The sequence below is a fragment of the Pseudomonas sp. FP1154 genome (genome assembly GCF_030687245.1).
Classification (GTDB): domain Bacteria; phylum Pseudomonadota; class Gammaproteobacteria; order Pseudomonadales; family Pseudomonadaceae; genus Aquipseudomonas; species Aquipseudomonas rhizophila.
The window spans coordinates 2,424,298-2,445,003 of the sequence record NZ_CP117465.1; the positions used below are offsets into that span (position 1 = coordinate 2,424,298).

Consider the following 20,706-nt stretch of genomic DNA (forward strand, 5'->3'; position numbering starts at 1 on the left):
ATGTCTATCGAATGAAGCGGCAATGCAGGTCAGTTGGCGGCGGGTTTCGATCCTCCGAAAGCCGTTTCAGCAAGGCCCTTGACGCCGGGGTTGAGGGCAAACACGCCCCCGGCCAGGGACTGCGGATCAGTGTCGTCGCCAGGGCGGATCGAGGTGACGAACAGGGTGTCCAGACGGCTGCCGCCAAAGGCGCACATCGTCGGTTTCTTCACCGGCACCGCCAAAGAGCGATCCAGTCGGCCATCCGGGGTGAAACGATGGATGAGGCCGGCATCGTTGGCGCAGATCCAATAGCAACCTTCTGCGTCCACCGCCGCGCCGTCCGGGCGTCCGGCCAGGGGCATCATGTCGACGAACAGCCGTCGGTTGGAGGGCGTGCCGCTGTCGATGTCGTAGTCGAAAGCCCAGATCTGCTGGATCAACGGATGTGAGTCGGAGAGGTACATCGTGCGCCCATCGGGGCTGAAGCCCAGGCCATTGGGCACGATGAACCCGCTCAGTTGTGCCTCGACCGGCCCGCGCTGTCCGCCATCGAAGCGGTACATCCGCCCCTGGTCGGCGTTGGCCCCCATGTTCAGCACCATGCTGCCGGCCCAGAAGCGGCCCTGGCGGTCGCAACGGCCATCGTTGAGGCGCATGTCGGTGCGGGCGTGCTCGACACTGGCGCACAATTCGCTGTCCAGGCTGCCGTCATCAAAGGGGTGCAGGCGAAAGAAACCGCTCTCCATGCCGGCGATCCACCCCCCGTCCTGGTGACGGGCGATGCAGGCGAGCATTTCGGGGGTTTCCCAACCTTTGAGCTGTCCGGTTCCGGCATTCCAGCACTGCAACCCACCGCTGGGAATGTCCACCCAGTACAGGGCGTTCTCCTCGGGAACCCACACTGGGCTCTCACCGACGGCGTTGCGTGCATCGACAATCAATTCGGCTTGCATGGCGATTCCTTGGTTCGTTCGTATCCCATGAAAAACAGGCGAATCAGTCGTCGAACGGGCCGGCTGCGACAAAGGCGCCACCCTGGTAGACCCTGGCCGGGTCATCGGCGGCTGGCATCGGCTGCGCTTCGACCTTGTCACGGAAGACTTCGGAGCTGTCCTTGGGCTGGTAGCCCAGGTGCGCGGCCTGGCTGTTGTCCCACCAGACGTCGCGGTTGGCGGACATGCCATACACCACGGTGTGGCCGACTTTCGGGGTATAGAGCGAGCATTCGATCAGTTGGGTGAGATCGTCGAAGCTCAGCCAGGTGCTCATCATCCGGCGGTTTTGTGGCTCGGGGAACGACGAGCCAATGCGGATGCTCACGGTTTCGATGCCGTAGCGATCGAAGTAAAAACTGGCCATGTCTTCGCCGTAGGACTTGGACAAGCCGTAGTAGCCATCCGGACGGCGAGGGGATAGGGCGTCGAGGGCCTCGTCCTGCTTGTAGAAACCGATGACGTGGTTGGAACTGGCGAAAATCACGCGCTTGACGCCATGCTTGCGGGCGGCTTCATAGATGTGGAACACGCCGCTGATGTTGGCGCCGAGGATCTCTTCGAACGGACGCTCCACCGAAACACCGCCGAAATGCAAAATGGCATCGACGCCTTCCACCAGTTGATGCACCGCCTGTTTATCAGACAGGTCGCACGGCACCACTTCTTCACTTTCATCAATGGCCGGGGCCATGTTGGCGATGTCCGACAGGCGAATGTGACGGGCGAAAGGCTTGAGGCGTTCACGCAAGACTTTGCCCAGGCCGCCGGCAGCACCGGTCAGCAGCAGACGATTGAAGGGGTGGCGAATGTGTGTCGTAGTCATGAAATTACCTGAGCAAACGGTGAGAGGTATCAGTTGTTATAAGTTGTCGTACGACCGAGAGGGAATATCCTTATCCTACCGCTACCTTGTCAACGTTTGATCGACGAATCGCTCTACAACGGCGTCCCTGCCTTTGGCTGTCGCGTCGCCATGGCCCTTTTGAAAAGCGGCCATGGCGACCGATCCCGGCTTAAAGAAGCGAGATCGGGTAGCTGACGATCAAGCGGTTTTCATCGAACTCGTTGTTACTGAAGTCTCGACGAATCGACGCGTTACGCCATTTCACATTGAGGCTCTTCAACGCACCGCTTTGTACGGTGTAGGCCAGTTCGCTTTCGCGACCCCATTCCTTGCCGTCATTAACAGTAGCGGTGTGTACGTTGTCACCGCTGATGTAGCGGTTCATCAGGGTCAGGCCCGGTACGCCGACGGCGGCGAAGTTGAAGTCGTGGCGCACTTGCCAGGATTTTTCCTGGGCGTTGTCGTAGCTGGAGTTGTAGCTGTCGTTGGCCAGGGTGCCGCCGCTGGTGCCGTTGACGCGCATCCAGCCATCGTCGCCGCTGAGTTTTTGCAGGCCGACGTAGAAGGTGTTGCCACCGTATTTGGCCGAGAGCATGGCGAAGGCGGTTTTGTTGTCCAGGTCGCCCGCCAGGGCACTGCCTTCTTCCTTGCCGATGAAGTAGCCCAGGTTGGCGCCCAGGGTCCAGTCACCGATGGGCTGGCTGTGGGTCAGGTTGAAATATTTTTGCTGGTAGATGTCCGACAGTTCCGCGTACCAGACGCCGACCTGAGTGCGCTTGTCGTTGAAGGCGTATTCGCCGCCGCCGAAATTGAAGCGGTCGGACGTGAACGCGCCGCGGCCGTTCATCGACATGTCTTCCATGCTCGCGTCGTTACGCGGGCTGTTGGCGCGGAACTGGCCGCCGTACAGGCTCAGGCCGTTGATCTCGGTGGAGGTGACCTGACCGCCGCGGAAAGTCTGCGGCAGGGACCGGCCATCGTCAGAGCGCAGGATCGGCAGCACCGGCATCCATTCGCCCACCTTCAACTCGGTTTTCGACACCTTGGCCTTGAGTGCGACACCCAGGCGACCAAAGTCATCGGCCGGACGGCCATCGTCATGCACCGGCAACAAGGCGGTATTGGCAGTGCCGCGACCACCGTCGAGCTTGAGCGAGTACATGCCCAGCACGTCTACACCGAAACCGACTGTGCCCTGGGTGAAGCCGGACTTGGCGTCGAGAATGAAACTCTGGGTCCATTCCTCGGCTTTGCCTTGGGCGTTAGCCGGGTTGGTGAAGTTGCGGTTGATGTAGAAGTTGCGCAGGTTGAGATTGACCTTGGCGTCATCGACGAAGCCTTCGGCGCTGGCGGTCATTGGCAGGAACGCGGCAAGGCTGCTGCAACCGAGAAGGACCAGGGCGGGGCTGGCGTTGAGAAAGGTACGGCGGTTTTGACGGGGGTTGGGCGAAAAACGGACACGTGTGCTCACTATGACGCTCCCTACTTTTTTGTTGTTTTTATTTGTCATACGTCGTCGTACAACATGAGGTGGATTATTTGGAAGCTGCTCCTCGTTGTCAACTGGCCATTATCGGAATTGTCCAACTCGGGTGCGCTCAAAATGAGACGTTTCAATGGCTGGCGCTGGCCGAGCTCAAGATTGCAGGCCGTGGCGCCGTGTCGAAGCGTGGTTTGAGAGTAGCGGGGAGGGTGCTTGGTTGTGCGATGACTGGTCTAAGACATTAGTCGAATGCGCACGATCCAACGGACGGTGAAGTCCTTTGTGGCGAGGGGATTTAGCGAAGCGTCGCACCGCCCCGCTGGGCTGCGAAGCAGCCCCAACGTCAGTCACCTCGGTGAATCAGGTTGATCTCTATCAGCTTCTTTGGGACTGCTGCGCAGTCCAGCGGGGCGGTGCGACGCTTCGCTAAATCCCCTCGCCACAAGGGTGTGTTGTTTAACCCTATGCCGGGTCCAAACGGGTTTGTGTTTATCCAGATGTAGGATCGTTCGGGGTCGGGCTACGTTGTCTTGCGCCGTTGCCTACAACTGCGCCAGAATCCGCCGGCTTGTGCGCCTGGGGGCCGGGCTCTATCGTTTTCGGGTCACTGATTGAATCAGTGATCGGGTTTGGTAGCCCGGCTTTTGACTTGACGCATAGCCCCTGTCATACAGTCCGTTTTGGTATCTGTTTTATGGCGGTCATGCGCAGGGCGTTTTCGGACGCGCCGGTTCTCCAAGTCACCGGTCTACCAACCCGCGTATGGCCGCCACCCTTCGTTTGGTAGCGAGAGTGATGGCTCCATTTTTCGATTTGGAGATTCACCTATGTTCAAAGTAACCCCCAACCCGCCCGGTACAGATCCATCCAATTCCAAGGCGTTCGACAAAGCCGCCGACCGCATCCTCGACCACTACCTCAAGCCCAAACCCAGAAAATCCGAGGCCGATCCCGGCCAACTGTTCACCGTCGCCAATGGCGTCGACACCGAAACCCTGCTCGCCAACCTCAGCGAAAACCTGGCCTCGGCCAATGCCATGGTCAGTGACTTGGCCTTCGACCTGGAAGGGTCCAGGCGCCACATCGCCCTGGGCATCCAGCAATTGATCGAACTGAGCGGATTGCTGGCGAACCGTGTGCTGGATAACGTCGAAGCGCACTAGCTGACTCACCCCTTGATCGTTCCCTCGCTCTGCGTGGGAATGCATCCCGTGACGCTCTGCGTCACTGCCAGAAGCGGAACGCGGAGCGTCCCTGGCGGCATTCCCACGCAGGAGCGTGGGAACGATCATCGGGAGACATGGTTAACACCTGTGTTTTCGACAGTGGGTGAATGCTAGTCTTGACCAACGCTGTCGTCAGGGAGCCCTCATGGGCAATCACAAGATCGAGATTCGTCGCAGTAACGTCGAGAAAATCCTGCTGGCCGCCGAAAAGGTCTTTGCCGAAAAGGGCTTCGGCGGCACCGCCATGGCCGACATCGCTGCCGAGGTGCAACTGCCCCGATCCAACCTGCATTATTACTTCAGCACCAAGAGCGAGCTGTACAGCGCCGTGCTGTTCGATCTGTTGGAGGTCTGGAAGCAGGATGCCTTGTGCTTCGAGATGTTCGATGACCCGCGGGTGGTGCTCAGCAGTTACATCCGCGCCAAGATGAACCACTCCCGTAGCCGGCCCTACGGCTCGAAGGTCTGGGCCAACGAAATCATCCACGGCGCCCCGACCCTGGGCCAGGCGCTGGATGCCAGCCTCTATGACTGGGCCAAGATGAAAGAGGCAAAAATCCGCCAGTGGGTGGAGGACAAACGCATCCTCCCCGTAGAGCCTTCAAGCCTGCTCTACATGATCTGGGCCTCGACCCAGCACTACGCCGACTTCGACCACCAGATCAACATCCTCAATGATCACCAGCCACTGTCCGACATGCAGTTCGAACGGGCGGTGCAGACGGTGACCAGTGTGATTTTGCGGGGGATTGGGTTGGAGCCTTGAGATCTGTGTTGAGGCTGATGGCCCTATCGCGAGCAGGCTCGCTCCCACAGTGGATTTCTGGCGTACACAAAATCTGTGAACGACACGACCCAGTGTGGGAGCGAGCCTGCTCGCGATGGCGTCAGTCCAGACGCCACAGCTTCTTCAGACCGCTACATGATAGGGATTACGCGGATCATGGTTCCAATCCAGGAACGGCTTGCCCGTTTCCACCGTCACCATCTCGATGCAGTCCTGCACCGGGCAGGTGATCTGGCAGAGGTTGCAGCCTACGCACTCTTCATCGATCACTTCATATTTGTGCGTCCCGTCCGCTTGCTTGAGGCTGGCGATGGCCTGGTGGGACGTGTCTTCACAGGCGATGTGGCAGCGACCGCAACCGATGCAGGCCGCTTGGTCGATCTTCGCGATGACTTGATAGTTGATGTCCAGGTACTTCCAGTCGGTGGTGTTGCCCACCGCGCGACCGGAAAATGCCTGCAGGTTGGCGTGGCCGTGATCGTCCATCCAGCGTGACAGACCGTCCTTCATCTCTTCGACAATACGAAAACCGTGGAGCATCGCCGCCGTGCACACTTGCACGGCGCCACTGCCCAGGGCGATGAATTCCGCCGCGTCGCGCCAACTGCCGATGCCACCGATGCCGCAGATCGGCAAGCCTTGGGTCTGCGGGTCGCGGGCGATTTCCGCGACCATGTTCAGCGCGATCGGCTTGACCGCCGAGCCGCAGTAGCCGCCGTGGGTGCTCTGACTGCCGACGATGGGCAGGGCGACCATGCGGTCCAGGTCGACGCTGGTGATGGAGTTGATGGTGTTGATCAACGACACTGCATCGGCGCCGCCCCGATGGGCCGCCCGGGCAGCGACGCGGATGTCGGTGATGTTCGGCGTCAGCTTGACGATCACTGGCAGCGAGCAATAGGTCTTGCACCAGCGCGTGACTTGCTCGACGTACTCCGGCACCTGGCCGACGGCCGCGCCCATGCCCCGCTCGGGCATGCCGTGGGGGCAGCCGAAGTTCAGCTCGATACCGTCGGCACCCGTGGCTTCAACCAGGGGCAGGATGCGTTTCCAGGATTCTTCCACGCACGGCACCATCAACGACACGATCAGCGCCCGGTCCGGCCAGTCCTTTTTCACCTGGGTGATTTCCCGCAGGTTGATCTCCAGCGAACGGTCGGTGATCAGCTCAATATTATTGATGCCCAGCACCTCGCGATTGGCGCCGAAGTGGGCCGAGTAACGCGACGACACGTTCACGGCCGCCGGGTCCTCTCCAAGGGTTTTCCAGACCACGCCACCCCAACCGGCCTCGAAGGCACGTACCACGTTGTAGGCCTTGTCGGTCGGCGGCGCAGAGGCCAGCCAGAACGGATTGGGGGCTTTGATGCCGGCGAAGACAATCGACAGATCGGCCATTTACGCAGCCTCCACGTTGAGCATGAGTTGAGCGTTGATCGCCTCGGCGGCAAGCTTGCCGTGCTGCACGGCCTGCACCGTCAGGTCCTGGTCCAGGCTGGTGCAATCACCGCCGGCATACACGCCGGCGATGCTGGTGCGCAAATGCTCGTCTACCAGGATTCGTCCATCCTGGCGTTTGAGTTCCCGGGCCAGCGGGTCCGCCAGCGCGTGGTCATCGAAGGCCTGGCCAATGGCTTTGAAAATCCCGTCAGCGGGCAGGTCGAAGGTGTCGGCACCGGTGACCAACCGACCGTTCTCCAGGTGGGTGCGGGAGAAACGCATGCCGCGCACATTCCCGGCCTCGTCCAGCAGCACTTGTTGCGGTTGGGCCCAGGTCAGCAGACGCACCTGATTGGCCTTGGCGATGTCTTGCTCATGGCCGGGTGGCGCCCATGTCCTCAAGGCCGCGCCGGTACACCAGGCTGACGTCCCGGGCACCGAGCCGGGCCATCTGCACGGCCATGTCGATGGCGGTGTTGCCGGCACCGAGGACGATGCAGCGATCGGCCAGCGGCAACTGGCTAAGGTCGTCAGCCTGGCGCAGTTCGCGGATGTACTCGGTGGCGGCCAGCAGCCCCGGCGCCTGTTCATCGCTCAGGCCCAGTTGTTTGCTGGCGGCCAGGCCAAGGCCGAGGAACACAGCGTCGAAATTGCTGATGCAAGTCGCTCAAGCTGAGGTTCTCGCCCAGCTTTTGCCCATGGCGGATTTCGATGCCGCCGATGCCCAGCAGAAAGTCCAGTTCGCGCTGGGCATAATCGTCCACCAGCTTGTATTTGGCGATTCCGTATTCGTTGAGGCCGCCGGCCTTTTCCCGGGCTTCGAACACCACCACATCGTGGCCGTGCATCGCACTGCGGTGAGCGCAGGACAACCCCGCAGGACCCGCGCCGACCACGGCAATGCGCTTGCCGGTGGCGGCGGCGCGTTTGAACGGGTGTTCGCTGAAGTGGGCGTTGTCCACGGCGTAGCGTTGCAACAGGCCGATCAGTACCGGCGCGCACTCTTGAGCGTTGTTGCGCACGCAGGCTTGCTGGCAAAGGATCTCCGTGGGGCAGACCCGGGCACAACTGCCGCCGAGGATATTGGCCGAGAGAATCTTCTGCGCCGCGCCCTGGACGTTGTCCTGATGGATGTTGCGGATGAACGAAGGGATGTCGATCTCGCTCGGACAGGCGTTCACGCACGGCGCGTCGTAGCAGTACAGGCAACGGGATGCTTCCAGGTGCGCCTGTCGTGGGTTGAGCGGCGGCGCCAGGTCGCTGAAACGCGCGGCCAGGGTGGTCGGGTCTTCCTGGGAATGGGGGAGGTGACTCAAGGGCTGGATCATGGAATTGGCCTCACGGTGTTTGAGGTGCTGCCTCTGGTGGGCAGTGTTTTTTGTGTCCGGACTGGCCTCATCGCGAGCAGGCTCGCTCCCACAGGGATCTGCGGTGCACACAGATTTTGTATCCATTCAAAATCCAGTGTGGGAGCGAGCCTGCTCGCGATAGGCCGTAGGCCGCTATCAGCGTTTCACTGCAACCGGCCGGTGCAACTCCGCCCGCTTGCTCAACAAATCGAACACCGCCGGGTAAGCCGGTCGTTCGATGTAGCGTCCCGCTCCGCGTTCGGCCCGCAGGTCGCCATCGACCCAGACCAGCTTGCCCTGGCTGATGGTGTGGCTGGGCACGCCGCGCACGGTTTTGCCTTCGAAGATGTTGAAGTCCACCTGTTGATGGTGGGTCTTGGCCGAAATCGTGCGGCTGCCTTGCGGGTCCCAGAGCACCAGGTCGGCGTCGGCGCCGACGCGAATGGCGCCTTTGCGCGGGTAAAGGTTGAAGATCTTCGCCGTGTTGGTGGAGGTGAGGGCGACGAAATCATGCATCGACAATTTGCCGCTGTTGACCCCTTCATCCCACAGCACCGCCATACGGTCTTCGATACCGGCGGTGCCGTTGGGAATCTTGCTGAAGTCTTCGCGGCCGGCGGCTTTCTGTTCGGCGCAGAAACAGCAATGGTCGGTGGCGGTGGTGTGCAGGTTGCCTGATTGCAAGCCATGCCAGAGCGCTTCCTGATGCCCGCGAGGGCGGAAGGGCGGGCTCATCACGTAACCGGCGGCGGTCTGCCAGTCGGGGTGGCGATAAACGCTATCGTCGAGCAGCAGATGCCCGGCCAGTACTTCACCGTAGACCGGCTGACCCTGGCTGCGGGCATAGGTGATTTCATCCAGGGCTTCCTTGGTCGACACATGCACCAGGTACAGCGGCGTGCCCAGGGTCTGGGCAATACGGATGGCCCGGCTCGCGGCTTCACCTTCCACTTGCGAGGGCCGCGACAGCGGATGGGCTTCGGGGCCGGTAATGCCCTGGGCCAGCAACTTGCGCTGCAGGTGATCAACCAGCTCGCCGTTCTCGGCATGCACCGTGGGCACGGCGCCCAGTTCCAGGCAGCGCTCGAAGCTTGCCACCAAGGTGTCGTCGGCCGCCATGATCGCGTTCTTGTAGGCCATGAAGTGCTTGAAGCTGTTCACCCCGTGATGGCTGACGAGCTCGGCCATCTCTTCACGAACCTGTTCACTCCACCAGGTGATCGCCACGTGAAAACCGTAATCACTGGCGCTTTTTTCCGCCCAGCCGCGCCACTGGTGGAAGGCTTCCATCAGCGATTGCTGGGGATTGGGAATGACAAAGTCGATGATCGACGTCGTGCCTCCCGCCAGGCCTGCTGCCGTGCCACTGAAAAAATCTTCGCTGGCGACGGTGCCCATGAACGGCAACTGCATATGGGTATGCGGGTCGATGCCGCCCGGCATCAGGTATTGGCCGCTGCCATCGAGTACTTCGACATCGGCGGGCACATCCAGGTTTTCACCAATGGCCTTGATCACACCCTCGGCACACAACACATCGGCGCGATAACGTTCATCATGGGTTATTACGGTGGCGCCACGGATCAACAAAGACATTCCGAGTTCCTCGCAGGCATGACCGACTGATGCCGGTTCTTTATGTTGTATAGATCATGATGGGGAAGTGATGAAGTCGTGCAGAGTTCTAATCCTGTCACAGCTGTCAGGATTAGAAGCTAGCTGGAGTTTTACGAATCGGCAAGATTATTTTTAATGGGTTTTTGGAATGTATAACTCATTGAAAAATATCAATTTAATCTATAAATCACCAAAATGGTGAGCCGCCTCACCATTTTGACGCACTTGACAGGATCATTATTTGAGCGAGATTTATCATGCTAAATCAGCAGCTTGAAAGGCGTTAAAGTACGGTTTAGACGCTTCGCAATATTGTGGGGTGCACCACTTTGAATCTCGGACTCGACAGAACGTGCAGGTCATCTAGCCTCAAGGGCACTGGCGCGCAGTGCGAGCGGACAATGAAATTAAATTAAAACGTTAAATATCATAAAGTTGTCAGTGTTATATCGTTCAACCGGTCAACCCGGCGAGGCAATCGGCACAGTTATTGAGTGCTGTCGCTGCCAGGCAGGGCCGCCGGTAGAACGCGCGCTTTACATGCAAGTACTCCGGCCATCGCCAGTCGATGAGCAAAAATAATGAAAACAGTGGAGCGGACATGACCAGATCAACAGTGACCGAGCGCGACGGGTTATTCGAGCTTGAAGCCGGCAGCGACGTTCTCGACAGCCCTCGTTACAACCATGACATCGCGCCAACCCAGGTGCATGAGCGAACCTGGAATAAATGGCACATCACCGCGTTATGGGTCGGCATGTCGATCTGTGTGCCGACCTACACCCTGGGCGGCGTGCTCACGGCCTATTTCGGGTTGTCGGTGGGTGAAGCGTTGCTGGCCATCCTGTTCGCCAACATCATCGTGCTGATTCCCCTGACCCTGAACGCCTTTGCCGGGACCAAATACGGCATTCCGTTCCCGGTGCTGTTGCGCTCGTCCTTCGGCGTCATCGGCTCCAACGTGCCTTGCCTGATCCGCGCACTGGTGGCGTGTGGCTGGTTCGGAATCCAGACGATGTTCGGCGGGCTGGCGATTCACCTGTTTCTCGGCTCGGTGTTCGAAGGCTGGAAGAGCCTGGGTGGCACCGGCGAAGTGATTGGTTTCATGGTGTTCTGGGTCCTGAACCTGTGGGTGGTGCTGCGCGGTGCCGAGTCGATCAAATGGCTGGAAACCCTGTCCGCGCCGCTGCTGGTGCTGGTGGGAGTCGGCCTGCTGATGTGGGCGTTGCCCAACGTCTCCCTGACCGAACTGATGGCGCAGCCGGCCAAGCGGCCCGAAGGTGCCGGCGTGACCAGTTATTTCCTGGCAGGGCTCACAGCGATGGTGGGTTTCTGGGCCACGCTGTCGCTGAACATTCCTGACTTCAGTCGTTATGCCAAGAGCCAGAAAGACCAGATCGTGGGGCAGATCATCGGCCTGCCGCTGACCATGTTCCTGTTCGCCGCCCTCGGCGTGGTAATGACGGCGGCCTCGGCGAAACTGGTGGGCGTGACCGTCTCTGACCCGGTGACCCTGATCGGACACATTCAGAGCCCGCTGTGGGTGGCCCTGGCCATGGTGCTGATCATCATCGCCACGCTCTCGACCAACACCGCCGCCAACATCGTCTCACCCACCAACGACTTCCAGAACCTGGCGCCAAAACTGATCGGCCGTACCAAGGCGGTGATGCTGACCGGGCTGGTAGGGCTGGCGCTGATGGCCCACGAACTGCTGAAGAAACTCGGTCTGATCGTTTCCGAGGTCAGCCTTGAGTCGGTCTATTCCAACTGGCTGCTGGGCTATTCGAGCCTGCTGGGGCCGATTGCCGGGATCATGGTGGTGGACTATTTCCTGATCAAGAAACAACAACTGGACCTGGCCGGGCTGTACCGCGACGACGTCTACCCGGCCTGGAACTGGAACGGCTTCATCGCCTTTGGCGTGCCCGTGGTGCTGACGCTGCTGTCGCTGGGCAGCGACGCATTCAGCTGGTTCTACAGCTACGGCTGGTTCACCGGCTCGGCACTGGGCGGGGTGATTTATTACGGGTTGTGCAGTATGCGGGCGAGCCCGTCCATCGCTAAAACTGCGGTGTAAAGGAGGGCCTCATCGCGAGCAGGCTCGCTCCCACACTGGATTGGGGTGAACGCAAGTCTGTGTGCACAGCAGATCCCCTGTGGGAGCGAGCCTGCTCGCGATAGCGGCCTCAAATACAACGAGAAAATGCCTGAAAAAACTGGAGATCCCCCATGAACGCAGCCGTCGACGTTCTACAGTCCACCCAGCAGCACATCAACCGCGACCGCTTGTGGCAGTCGCTCATGGACCTGGCGCAGCTCGGTGCCACGGTCAAGGGTGGGGTGTGCAGGCTGGCCCTGACCGATCTGGACCGCCAGGCCCGGGATTTGTTCGTGCAATGGACCGAGGCAGCCGGCTGCACCGTCAGCATTGACGCGGTGGGCAACATTTTCGCCCGTCGGCCGGGGCGCAATCCGAACCTGCCACCGGTGATGACCGGCAGCCACATCGACACCCAGCCGACCGGTGGCAAGTTCGACGGATGCTTCGGTGTGCTGTCCGGCCTGGAAGTGCTGCGCACCCTCAATGATTTGAAAATAGAGACCGAAGCACCGTTGGAGGTGGTGGTCTGGACCAACGAAGAAGGCTCGCGCTTCGCCCCGTGCATGATGGGCTCCGGCGTATTCGCCGAGAAGTTCACCCTCGAAGAAACCTTGGCCAAGACCGACGCCGAGGGCATTACCGTCGGCCAGGCACTCAATGCCATCGGCTACGCCGGGCCACGCCCGGTCAGCGGGCATCCGGTGGGGGCGTATTTCGAGGCGCATATCGAGCAGGGGCCGATCCTGGAGGACGAACGCAAGACCATCGGTGTGGTGATGGGGGCACTGGGGCAGAAGTGGTTCGATCTGACCTTGCGAGGCGTCGAAGCCCACGCCGGCCCGACCCCGATGCACCTGCGCAAGGACGCTTTGGTCGGTGCTTCGATCATCGTCGGCGCCGTCAACCGCGCGGCCCTCGGCCATCAACCCCATGCCTGTGGCACGGTTGGCTGCCTGCAAGCCTATCCCGGTTCGCGCAATGTCATCCCCGGCGAAGTGCGCATGACCCTGGATTTTCGTCACCTGGAGCCGGCACGCCTGGATTCGATGATCGCCGAGGTCAGGCAAGTCATTGATGACACTTGCCAGCAACACGGCCTGACGTATGAACTGACCCCTACGGCTGACTTTCCGCCACTGTACTTCGACAAGGGTTGTGTCGAAGCTGTGCGTGGTGCTGCCCAAGGGCTGGGCCTGTCCCACATGGACATCGTCAGCGGCGCAGGCCACGACGCGATCTTCCTCGCCGAACTGGGGCCAGCCGGGATGATCTTCGTGCCGTGCGAAGGCGGCATCAGCCACAACGAAATCGAAAACGCCGCCCCGGATGATCTGGCTGCCGGGTGTGCGGTGCTGCTGCGAGCGATGCTCGCCGCCTCACAGGCGATTGCCGAGGGACGCATGGCGGCTTGAAGCAGCTTGAGGATTAAAAGATCGCAGCCTCGTTGCACTCGACAGTTCCTATAGGGGAACGTGTCATCGCCGCGAATGGTCGTAATCTCCATGCTCCTCTGACCACATGGAGACCCGATGAGCCAGGATGTCCCGACTACCGATACCAATCGTCGTCAACTGCTGCAAATCATCGCCGGGCTGTCTGACGGGGTGATGTTGATCGAAGTCGATCAGACCATCGCCTGGGCCAACGAAGCGGCGTTGACCATGCACGGGGTCACTGACCTCAAGGCGCTGGGGGCCAACGCCGAGGAATACGCCCAGCGGTTCAATTTGCGTTATCGCAACAACCACCCGCTGACCGCGGACAACTACCCCATTGCCCGGGTCGCCCGTGGCGATGAGTTCAGCGATGTATTGGTGGAGGTCACGCCCGAGGCTGATCCGGATCGCACCTGGGTTCATCGGATTCGCAGCATGGTGCTGACCGACCGTAGCGGCCAGGCGGAATTGCTGGTGCTGATTCTCAGCGATGCCACCGAGTGGGCCAGCGCCGAGCAGCGTTTTGAAAGAACCTTCGCGGCCAACCCGGCGCCAGCGGTAATCTGCCGCCTCAGTGACTTGCGCTATATCAAGGTCAACCAAGGCTTTCTGGAAATGACCGGCTACAGCCGCGAGCAGGTGATCGGGCGTTCGGTGTATGAGCTGGACGTGCTCGAGGCCGCCGAGAAACGTGACTTGGCCATTGAGCGCCTGGGGCAGGGCGCGACCATTCCGCAAATGCAGGCTGAGTTGAAACTGCCAGGGGGCGGCAGCAAGCAAGTGATTGTCGCGGGCCAGCCGCTGGATGACCTGCATGACGAAGACTGCATGCTGTTTTCCTTCATGGACATGGAGCCGCGCCGCAAGGCCGAAACGGCGTTGCGCCAGAGCGAGGAGCGCTTTGCCAAATCGTTCCGTCTCACGCCCGTGCCAACCCTGGTGTGCAGCGCCGAACAGCAACTGCTCGAGATCAACGAAGCCTTTCTTCAGACCACCGGTTACGCCAGTGAAGAACTGCTGGGCAAAACCGTGGAGGAAATCGGCTTTCTCGACGCGGATGCCTGCGCCGCACTGTTTGCCACGCTGGAAAAAACCGCAACCGTGTCCAGCGTCGACGTCAAGGTTCACAAAAAAGGTGGGGAACAGATCGACTGCGAGATGGCAGCCGATACTGTCGTCATTCAGGACAAGCCGTGTTATTTGCTGGTGTTGATGAACATCACCGAACGCAAACGCTCGGAGCTGGAGCTGGTGGCGGCCATCGAAGAGGTGATGAAGGATGCCTCCTGGTTCAGTCGGACCCTGATCGAAAAACTGGCCAATGTGAAGAGCATCAACGCCCAGTTGCCCAGCACTTCATTTACCGAGCTCACAGCCCGGGAGCGTGATGTGCTGGGGCTGATCTGCCAGGGCCTGGCCGACAAGGAAATCGCCGCGCGCTTGAAGCTGGCCCCCAATACCGTGCGCAATCATGTGGCGACGCTGTACTCCAAACTCGATGTTCACAGCCGCAGCGAGGCAATCGTCTGGGCGCGCGAACGTGGCTTGTTCGCCAACGAGTGGCGAATGAAGGCACCATGATGGCCAGTGCAAATGCACCGGGCGTGCTGGTGCAAATTCGGGTTTTGCCCGCGCCGTTGGCTCCTTAGGCTGTGAGGGTGCGGCATTCTCTGCGCAATGCCGCGTCCCCCACGAAACAGTCAAGGAACACGCCACAATGAGCAGTGAACGAATCAATCGTGCAATCGCCAGGACGCTTGCCGGGCCTATGAGCCCGCAGTTGCCCGCCGGTCGCTCACGGCTACAGCGCTGAGGAGCAACGGATGACCCTACTGGCCCCCCTGCGCGCCCGACTCGAAGAAAGCTTCAAGCCACTGGCCTGCGAATGCAGCCTCAACGGCGACGGAACCCTTACCGTACGTCTGTATCACCGCGAAAGCGGGGAGGTGGATCTGGTGGTGAGTGGCATGAGCGTCGACAGCGTCCGCTCGGAAGAAAGCCTGGCAAAGCTGATCGATGAGTTGCGGTATGAGCTTGAAAATACCCCGCTGTATCGAAGTGACCCCGCCTGAGTGATCCGCTGAACATTTCCGCTGAACTTGGTAGCCGCTACCTACAGCAGCGTCGCCCGGCAATCGAGTGCCAGCCGAGCGCCGCCTTGCTCGCTGCTGCCCACTTCCAGCGTGAACCCGTGCAAGTTGACAATCGCCGCGACGATCGACAGTCCCAGGCCAAAGCCGCTCTGCTGGCTGCTGCCCTCGGCGCGGTAGAAGCGGCGAAACACAGCCTTGCGCTCCGCCTCGGGGATTCCGGGCCCGGAGTCGAGTACTTCGATGCGGCTGCTGTCGCCCTGATCAACGCCACGCAGGATCACCTCACCGCCCGGCGGGGTGAATTTGATCGAGTTGCTCAGCAGGTTGGACACCGCCTCGAACAGCAATGCCCGGTCGCCGTTGAGCAAGGGCAGGGCAGCGGGTACTTGGAGGGTGAAGGTCAGTTCCCGCTCCTCGGCCAGCGGCAGATAAAAATCGTGCAGTTCCTGCAACAACTGCAACGGATCGAGGCGCACGAACCCTGAGCGTCGTTGCTGGTCTTCCAGCTCGGAAATCCGCAACAAGCCCCGAAACCTCGCCATCAGGGTGTCAGTCTCGGCAATCACCTGATCCATCTGCAACGCCTCGGACGAGCCGTCCGGGGCTTGCTGCTGGATGCGATAAAGCTGGGCGCGCAGGCGAGTCAGCGGGGTGCGCAGGTCATGGGCAATGTTGTCGCACACGCCCTTGACCTCGTTCATCAAGCGTTCGATACGATCGAGCATGGCGTTGACGATTGCCGCCAGCATGTCCAGCTCATCGCGACGGCTCGACAGCGGCAGGCGATGGGTCAGGTCACCGGCCACGATGGCCTCGGCACTGGCCTGCAGTTTGCGGATGCGTTGCAACGGTCGCCGACGCAACAGATGCCAGCCGGCAATGCCCGGCAAAATGGTCAGGGACACGCCCCAGAACAACGCGTGCAGAATGATGCGCGTGACAGCGAACAGCGAGCCGTTGTCCCGCGCCAGGACCAACCAGCGGCCGTCCTGGGTCCGGGTCGCCACCGCGTCGCAACTGTCGGAAGGAATACCTGGATCCCTGGAATCGACGCAGCCGCCGAGCATATGAATATTGCCGTCCAGCGGCAGATCGGGGGGGACGTGCCGGATCGGTCCGCTCAAGTGGCGCAATTGCGGATCGAACAGGCCGTAGGCGTCGACGCCGCGTTCATCCAGGGTCAGGCTGGCCATGAGAGCATCTTCCAACTGATCGCCATGAATACGTGCGAACAGGTGCTGACGCTGCATCAGGGAGTGCTTGGCAAGGCTGTCGAGGTAACCGAACACTTCGTAATACATCACCCCCATCAGGACCGCGCTCCAGAGCACGAACAGCGAACTGTACAGCGCCAGCAGGCGACTGCTGGAGGAGCGCCAGCCCTTAGCGGGGTTCAGCAATGACATAGCCGGAACCTCGTACCGTGCGAATCAGCGGTTCCAGGCCCGGCGGATCGATTTTCTTGCGCAGGCGGCCGATATGGACGTCGATCAGGTTGGTGCCGGGATCGAAGTGATAGCCCCAGACCTCTTCGAAAATCATCATGCGCGAGAGGATCTGGCCGCTGTTGCGCATCAGGAACTCCAGCAGCTTGTATTCGGTGGGCAGCAGGCTGAGCAGTTGCCCGTTGCGGCTGGCTTCGCGGCTGATCAGGTTGAGTTCCAGGTCGGCCACCCGCAGTGCGGTTTCCGGCTCGCGGGCACCGTTGTTGCGTCGTAGCAGGACTTCGACCCGGGCGGCCATTTCGTCGGTGGCGAACGGCTTGGTCAGATAATCGTCGCCACCGGCCCGCAGGCCGCGCACCCGCTCGTCCACATCGGAGAGGGCGCTGATCATCAGGATCGGCGTGGCCACGCCCATGGTGCGCAACGTCGTCACGATCACCAGCCCGTCGAGTTCGGGCAGCATGCGGTCCAGGGTGATCAGGTCGTAATCGCCGCTCACCGCCCGTTCCAGGCCCTCGCGGCCGTTGTCGACCCAGTCGACATCCAGGCCATTGCGGGTCAGTTCGGCGACGATTTCACGGGCGGTCACGGCGTCGTCTTCGATGGTCAAAATGCGGTTCATGGGCGGTACCGGGTGAGAAATTGAAGCCATTGCGCAGCATTCTGCCAAAAAATACCTGTCGGCTTTCTGAAAAAATGTTCATGGACGCCGACAGCGGTATTCACTGGCCTGGATCAACACTTGGTCACAAATAATCCCTAACATAAATTTAGTGCGCACCATCATGCTGCGTCCGTTGCCCTGCTTTGGCGCGCTGTCGCTGATGGGCACTGACACGAACCGGTGATGGTGTGCCGCAAGGAGCCGAGACCTCACTGAACCTTCAAGGAAGAGCAACATGATGCAACCTCAAGACCTTCTACGCCGAAAATTTGATATCCAGCCGCTGCAGCAGGCCGACATGACGGTGCACCTGGACGGGCAGTCCGTCAGCGCGGCCCAAGGTGAAACCGTCCTCAGCGTCATTCAGGCCCTGGGCCAGCGCCAGGTAGCACGCAACGATCACGACCAACTCAGTGGCGCATACTGTGGCATGGGCGTGTGCCAATGTTGCCTGGTCAAGATCGACGGCCGCCACAAGCGCCGCGCCTGCCAGACCCAAGTGCGTCCCGGCATGCAAATCGAAACCCGGGCCAATCGCATCGCCGAAAGGGAGGCACCATGAACCTCCATCCGGTGATTGTCGGCGGCGGGCCGGCGGGTATGGCCGCGGCCATCGAGCTGGCCACCCACGGGGTGCGTTGCACCCTACTCGAAGAAGCGCCGCGCCTGGGTGGCGTGGTCTACCGCGGGCCGCTGCGCGACGGGGTGAGCCTGGATTACCTCGGGCCGCGCTACAGCGAAGCCCTGAACAAACTCCACGGTGAGTTCCAGCGCTACGCCGGGCTGATCGATGTGCAACTCAACCACCGCGTCATCGGCGCCGAAGGGTTCAAGGCGCTGATGCTGCTGAACGCCGATGAACAACTGCGCGAGGTCAGCTATTCCCACCTGGTGCTGGCGGCCGGTTGTCACGAGCGCAGCGTGCCGTTCCCTGGCTGGACACTGCCGGGGGTGATGCTGCTCGGTGGTCTGCAATTGCAGATCAAGAGCGGAGCGGTCAAGCCGCCGGGGCCGGTGGTGATCGCCGGCACAGGTCCGTTGCTGCCGCTGGTGGCCTGTCAACTTCACGCTTCGGGCGTGGCCGTGGCGGGCGTCTATGAGGCTTGTGCCTTCGGCAAGATCGCCAGGGAAAGCCTGGCATTGCTGAACAAACCACAATTGTTCCTCGACGGCCTGAGCATGCTGGCTTATCTCAAACTGCATCGCATCCCCGTGCGTTATGGCTGGGGAGTGGTACAGGCCAACGGCGAGGGCGAGCTGGACATCGTCACCGTTGCACCGTATTCCAGTACCTGGGAGCCCGACCTCGAACGAGCCGAACAGGTCCCGGCCCAGACGCTGGCGGTCGGCTATGGTTTCATCCCGCGCACCCAATTGAGCCAGCAGATGGGCCTGGAGCATGGCTTCAGCGATGACGGTTATTTGCGGGCGGTGTCCGATGCCTGGCAGCAAAGCAGCGAGGCGCACATTCACCTAGCCGGCGACGTGGGCGGGATTCGCGGTGGTGAAGCCGCCATGTTGAGCGGGCGCATCGCCGCACTGTCGATCCTGATGCAGGCCGACCTGCTGGATTCGTCCACTGCCCTGGAGTACCGCGACCGGTATAGGGCGCAACTGGAGCGGATCATTCGCTTTCGCGCCGCCGTGGACCGCTACACGCAACGCGGCGCCGGACAAACCGCGTTGCCGACCGCCGACACGGTCATTTGTCGCTGCGAACATGCGACCCGCGCCGACATCGACCGCGCCCTGGAGCAGGGCGTGCAAGACATGGCCAGCCTGAAAATGCGCACCCGCGTGAGCATGGGTGACTGTCAGGGGCGGATGTGCGTGGGTTATTGCAGTGATCGCCTGCGCCAGGCCACCGGGCGTGCCGACGTTGGCTGGCTGCGGCCGCGTTTCCCCATCGACCCGATTCCCTTTTCAGCCTTTCAGAACGTCGGCACGGAGGCCCTCCGGCATGACTGAGCATCCAGACCTCAAGCACTATGATGTCGTTATCGTCGGCGGAGGCGTTATCGGTGCGTCCTGTGCCTATCAACTGTCCAAACGCAAGCCTCTGAAGATCGCCTTGATCGACGCCAAGCGCCCCGGCAACGCCACCCGCGCTTCGGCCGGCGGCCTGTGGGCCATCGGTGAATCTGTGGGCCTGGGCTGCGGGGTGATCTTCTTTCGGATGATGTCGGCCAACCGCAAGCGCCAGGCCCAGGGCGCCGCCGTGGCGGTGGACGCCAGCACGCCGCACATCCTGCCCCAGTCGTTCTTCGATTTCGCCTTGCAGTCCAACGCGATGTATCCCCGACTGCACCGCGAGCTGATGGACAACCACGGCATGGACTTCAAGTTCGAGGAGACCGGGCTCAAGTTCGTGATCTACGACGATGAAGACCGTTTGTATGCCGAGCACATCGTCGCCTGCATTCCCCACCTGGCCGATCAGGTACGCTGGCTCGATCAGGCCGCCCTGCGCGAGGCCGAGCCGAATGTCAGCCATGAGGCCCGGGGCGCGCTGGAGTTTCTGTGCGACCATCAGGTCAGCCCGTTCCGGCTGGCCGATGCCTACACCGAGGGCGCCCGGCAGAACGGCGTCGATATGTTCTTCAACACCAACGTGGCGCAGGTGCTTCGAGACGGGGCGCGGGTGACAGGGGTGAGAACCGCCGAAGCCGGGACGTTCAACTGCCGGACGCTGATCAATGCCGCCGGGGCCTGGGCGGCGGACCTGAGCGAGCAAGCCACCGGTGTGCGGATCCCGGTCAAGCCGGTCAAGGGGCAAATCCTGCTGACCGAACGCATGCCGAAGATCCTCAACGGGTGCCTGACCACCAGCGACTGCTATGTCGCGCAAAAGGACAACGGCGAAATCCTCATCGGCAGTACCACCGAGGACAAGGGTTTCGACGTGACCACCACCTACCCGGAAATCGAGGGGTTGGTGCAGGGCGCGGTGCGCTGCATACCGCAGCTGGCCGACATCAACCTGAAACGCACCTGGGCCGGTTTGCGCCCCGGCTCACCTGATGAGTTGCCCATCCTGGGCCCGATGCGCGGCGTGGAAGGGTACCTAAATGCCTGTGGGCACTTTCGCACCGGCATCCTGACCTCGGCCATCACCGGAGTGCTGCTGGACAAACTGGTGAACAACGAGCCCCTGCCGCTGGACATCACGCCGTTCCTGGCGGATCGCTTCGAGGTTGTGCCGGTGGTAAAGCCAAAGGAAATGGAGCTGACTTGAAGCAAT

At 61.1% G+C, this 20,706-nt stretch carries 16 protein-coding genes and 1 pseudogene; 9 read left to right on the forward strand and 8 right to left on the reverse strand.

Annotated elements, in window-relative coordinates; translation table 11 throughout:
- Positions 1-29 precede the first annotated feature (29 nt).
- From PSH91_RS11115 to PSH91_RS11125, 3 genes are all read right to left on the reverse strand, one after another.
- Complete coding sequence (locus tag PSH91_RS11115) at positions 30-935, reverse strand: SMP-30/gluconolactonase/LRE family protein (protein ID WP_076385292.1); 906 nt, start codon at positions 933-935, stop codon at positions 30-32.
- 43 nt (positions 936-978) lie between these two features.
- A complete protein-coding gene (locus PSH91_RS11120; RefSeq protein WP_160891782.1) occupies positions 979-1,800 on the reverse strand; it encodes an NAD(P)-dependent oxidoreductase in 822 nt (273 codons plus the stop codon).
- A gap of 190 nt (positions 1,801-1,990) precedes the next feature.
- On the reverse strand, positions 1,991-3,292 hold the full coding sequence (locus PSH91_RS11125) for an OprD family porin (RefSeq protein WP_305468197.1): 1,302 nt from the start codon (positions 3,290-3,292) through the stop codon (positions 1,991-1,993).
- Between the two features lie 839 nt (positions 3,293-4,131).
- Here PSH91_RS11125 and PSH91_RS11130 point away from each other — a divergent pair.
- Complete coding sequence (locus PSH91_RS11130; RefSeq protein WP_160892432.1) at positions 4,132-4,467, forward strand: DUF6124 family protein; 336 nt, start codon at positions 4,132-4,134, stop codon at positions 4,465-4,467.
- Positions 4,468-4,675: 208 nt separating this feature from the next.
- Entirely contained in the window at positions 4,676-5,296 is a 621-nt protein-coding gene (locus PSH91_RS11135; protein ID WP_047230182.1) for a TetR/AcrR family transcriptional regulator, read from the forward strand.
- Positions 5,297-5,440: 144 nt separating this feature from the next.
- Here the strand turns inward: PSH91_RS11135 and preA are convergent, their stop codons facing one another.
- The 3 genes and pseudogenes from preA to hydA all read right to left on the reverse strand — a co-directional run bounded on the left by preA (position 5,441) and on the right by hydA (position 9,702).
- On the reverse strand, positions 5,441-6,715 hold the full coding sequence (preA, locus tag PSH91_RS11140; RefSeq protein WP_047230183.1) for an NAD-dependent dihydropyrimidine dehydrogenase subunit PreA: 1,275 nt from the start codon (positions 6,713-6,715) through the stop codon (positions 5,441-5,443).
- A pseudogene (locus PSH91_RS11145) lies at positions 6,716-8,085 on the reverse strand (NAD(P)-dependent oxidoreductase).
- A 177-nt stretch (positions 8,086-8,262) separates the two neighbouring features.
- On the reverse strand, positions 8,263-9,702 hold the full coding sequence (gene hydA / locus PSH91_RS11150) for a dihydropyrimidinase (RefSeq protein WP_076385280.1): 1,440 nt from the start codon (positions 9,700-9,702) through the stop codon (positions 8,263-8,265).
- Between the two features lie 622 nt (positions 9,703-10,324).
- Between hydA and PSH91_RS11155 the strand changes: the two genes are divergently transcribed.
- The 4 genes from PSH91_RS11155 (at position 10,325) to PSH91_RS11170 (ending at position 15,335) form a co-directional block, all read left to right on the forward strand.
- The gene (locus PSH91_RS11155) at positions 10,325-11,803 is read left to right on the forward strand and encodes an NCS1 family nucleobase:cation symporter-1 (protein WP_047230186.1); all 1,479 of its coding nucleotides are present in this window, start codon (positions 10,325-10,327) and stop codon (positions 11,801-11,803) included.
- A 152-nt stretch (positions 11,804-11,955) separates the two neighbouring features.
- On the forward strand, positions 11,956-13,239 hold the full coding sequence (locus PSH91_RS11160; protein ID WP_047230187.1) for a Zn-dependent hydrolase: 1,284 nt from the start codon (positions 11,956-11,958) through the stop codon (positions 13,237-13,239).
- A 117-nt stretch (positions 13,240-13,356) separates the two neighbouring features.
- Positions 13,357-14,844 (forward strand): PAS domain S-box protein, encoded by a 1,488-nt coding sequence (locus tag PSH91_RS11165; RefSeq protein ID WP_188251654.1) that lies wholly within the window; start codon positions 13,357-13,359, stop codon positions 14,842-14,844.
- A 242-nt stretch (positions 14,845-15,086) separates the two neighbouring features.
- Complete coding sequence (locus tag PSH91_RS11170) at positions 15,087-15,335, forward strand: DUF1652 domain-containing protein (protein ID WP_047230189.1); 249 nt, start codon at positions 15,087-15,089, stop codon at positions 15,333-15,335.
- A gap of 41 nt (positions 15,336-15,376) precedes the next feature.
- On the opposite strand, the gene PSH91_RS11175 is transcribed toward PSH91_RS11170, so the two are convergent.
- Both PSH91_RS11175 and PSH91_RS11180 read right to left on the reverse strand, forming a co-directional pair.
- Positions 15,377-16,762: a HAMP domain-containing sensor histidine kinase gene (locus PSH91_RS11175; RefSeq protein WP_076385276.1), complete on the reverse strand. Its 1,386-nt coding sequence runs from the start codon at positions 16,760-16,762 to the stop codon at positions 15,377-15,379.
- Positions 16,740-17,423, reverse strand: coding sequence for a response regulator transcription factor (locus PSH91_RS11180; protein ID WP_047230191.1), 684 nt, complete (start codon positions 17,421-17,423; stop codon positions 16,740-16,742). The genes PSH91_RS11175 and PSH91_RS11180 overlap by 23 nt, the downstream gene beginning before the upstream one ends.
- A 280-nt stretch (positions 17,424-17,703) precedes the next feature.
- Between PSH91_RS11180 and hcnA the strand changes: the two genes are divergently transcribed.
- From hcnA to hcnC, 3 genes are read left to right on the forward strand one after another with little or no spacing between them, the layout of a single operon-like run.
- The gene (gene hcnA, locus PSH91_RS11185; RefSeq protein WP_076386697.1) at positions 17,704-18,027 is read left to right on the forward strand and encodes a cyanide-forming glycine dehydrogenase subunit HcnA; all 324 of its coding nucleotides are present in this window, start codon (positions 17,704-17,706) and stop codon (positions 18,025-18,027) included.
- The gene (gene hcnB, locus PSH91_RS11190) at positions 18,024-19,433 is read left to right on the forward strand and encodes a cyanide-forming glycine dehydrogenase subunit HcnB (RefSeq protein ID WP_281459321.1); all 1,410 of its coding nucleotides are present in this window, start codon (positions 18,024-18,026) and stop codon (positions 19,431-19,433) included. Before hcnA ends, hcnB begins: the two co-directional genes overlap by 4 nt.
- Positions 19,426-20,700 (forward strand): cyanide-forming glycine dehydrogenase subunit HcnC, encoded by a 1,275-nt coding sequence (gene hcnC / locus PSH91_RS11195; protein WP_274091075.1) that lies wholly within the window; start codon positions 19,426-19,428, stop codon positions 20,698-20,700. Before hcnB ends, hcnC begins: the two co-directional genes overlap by 8 nt.
- Positions 20,701-20,706: the final 6 nt, after the last annotated feature.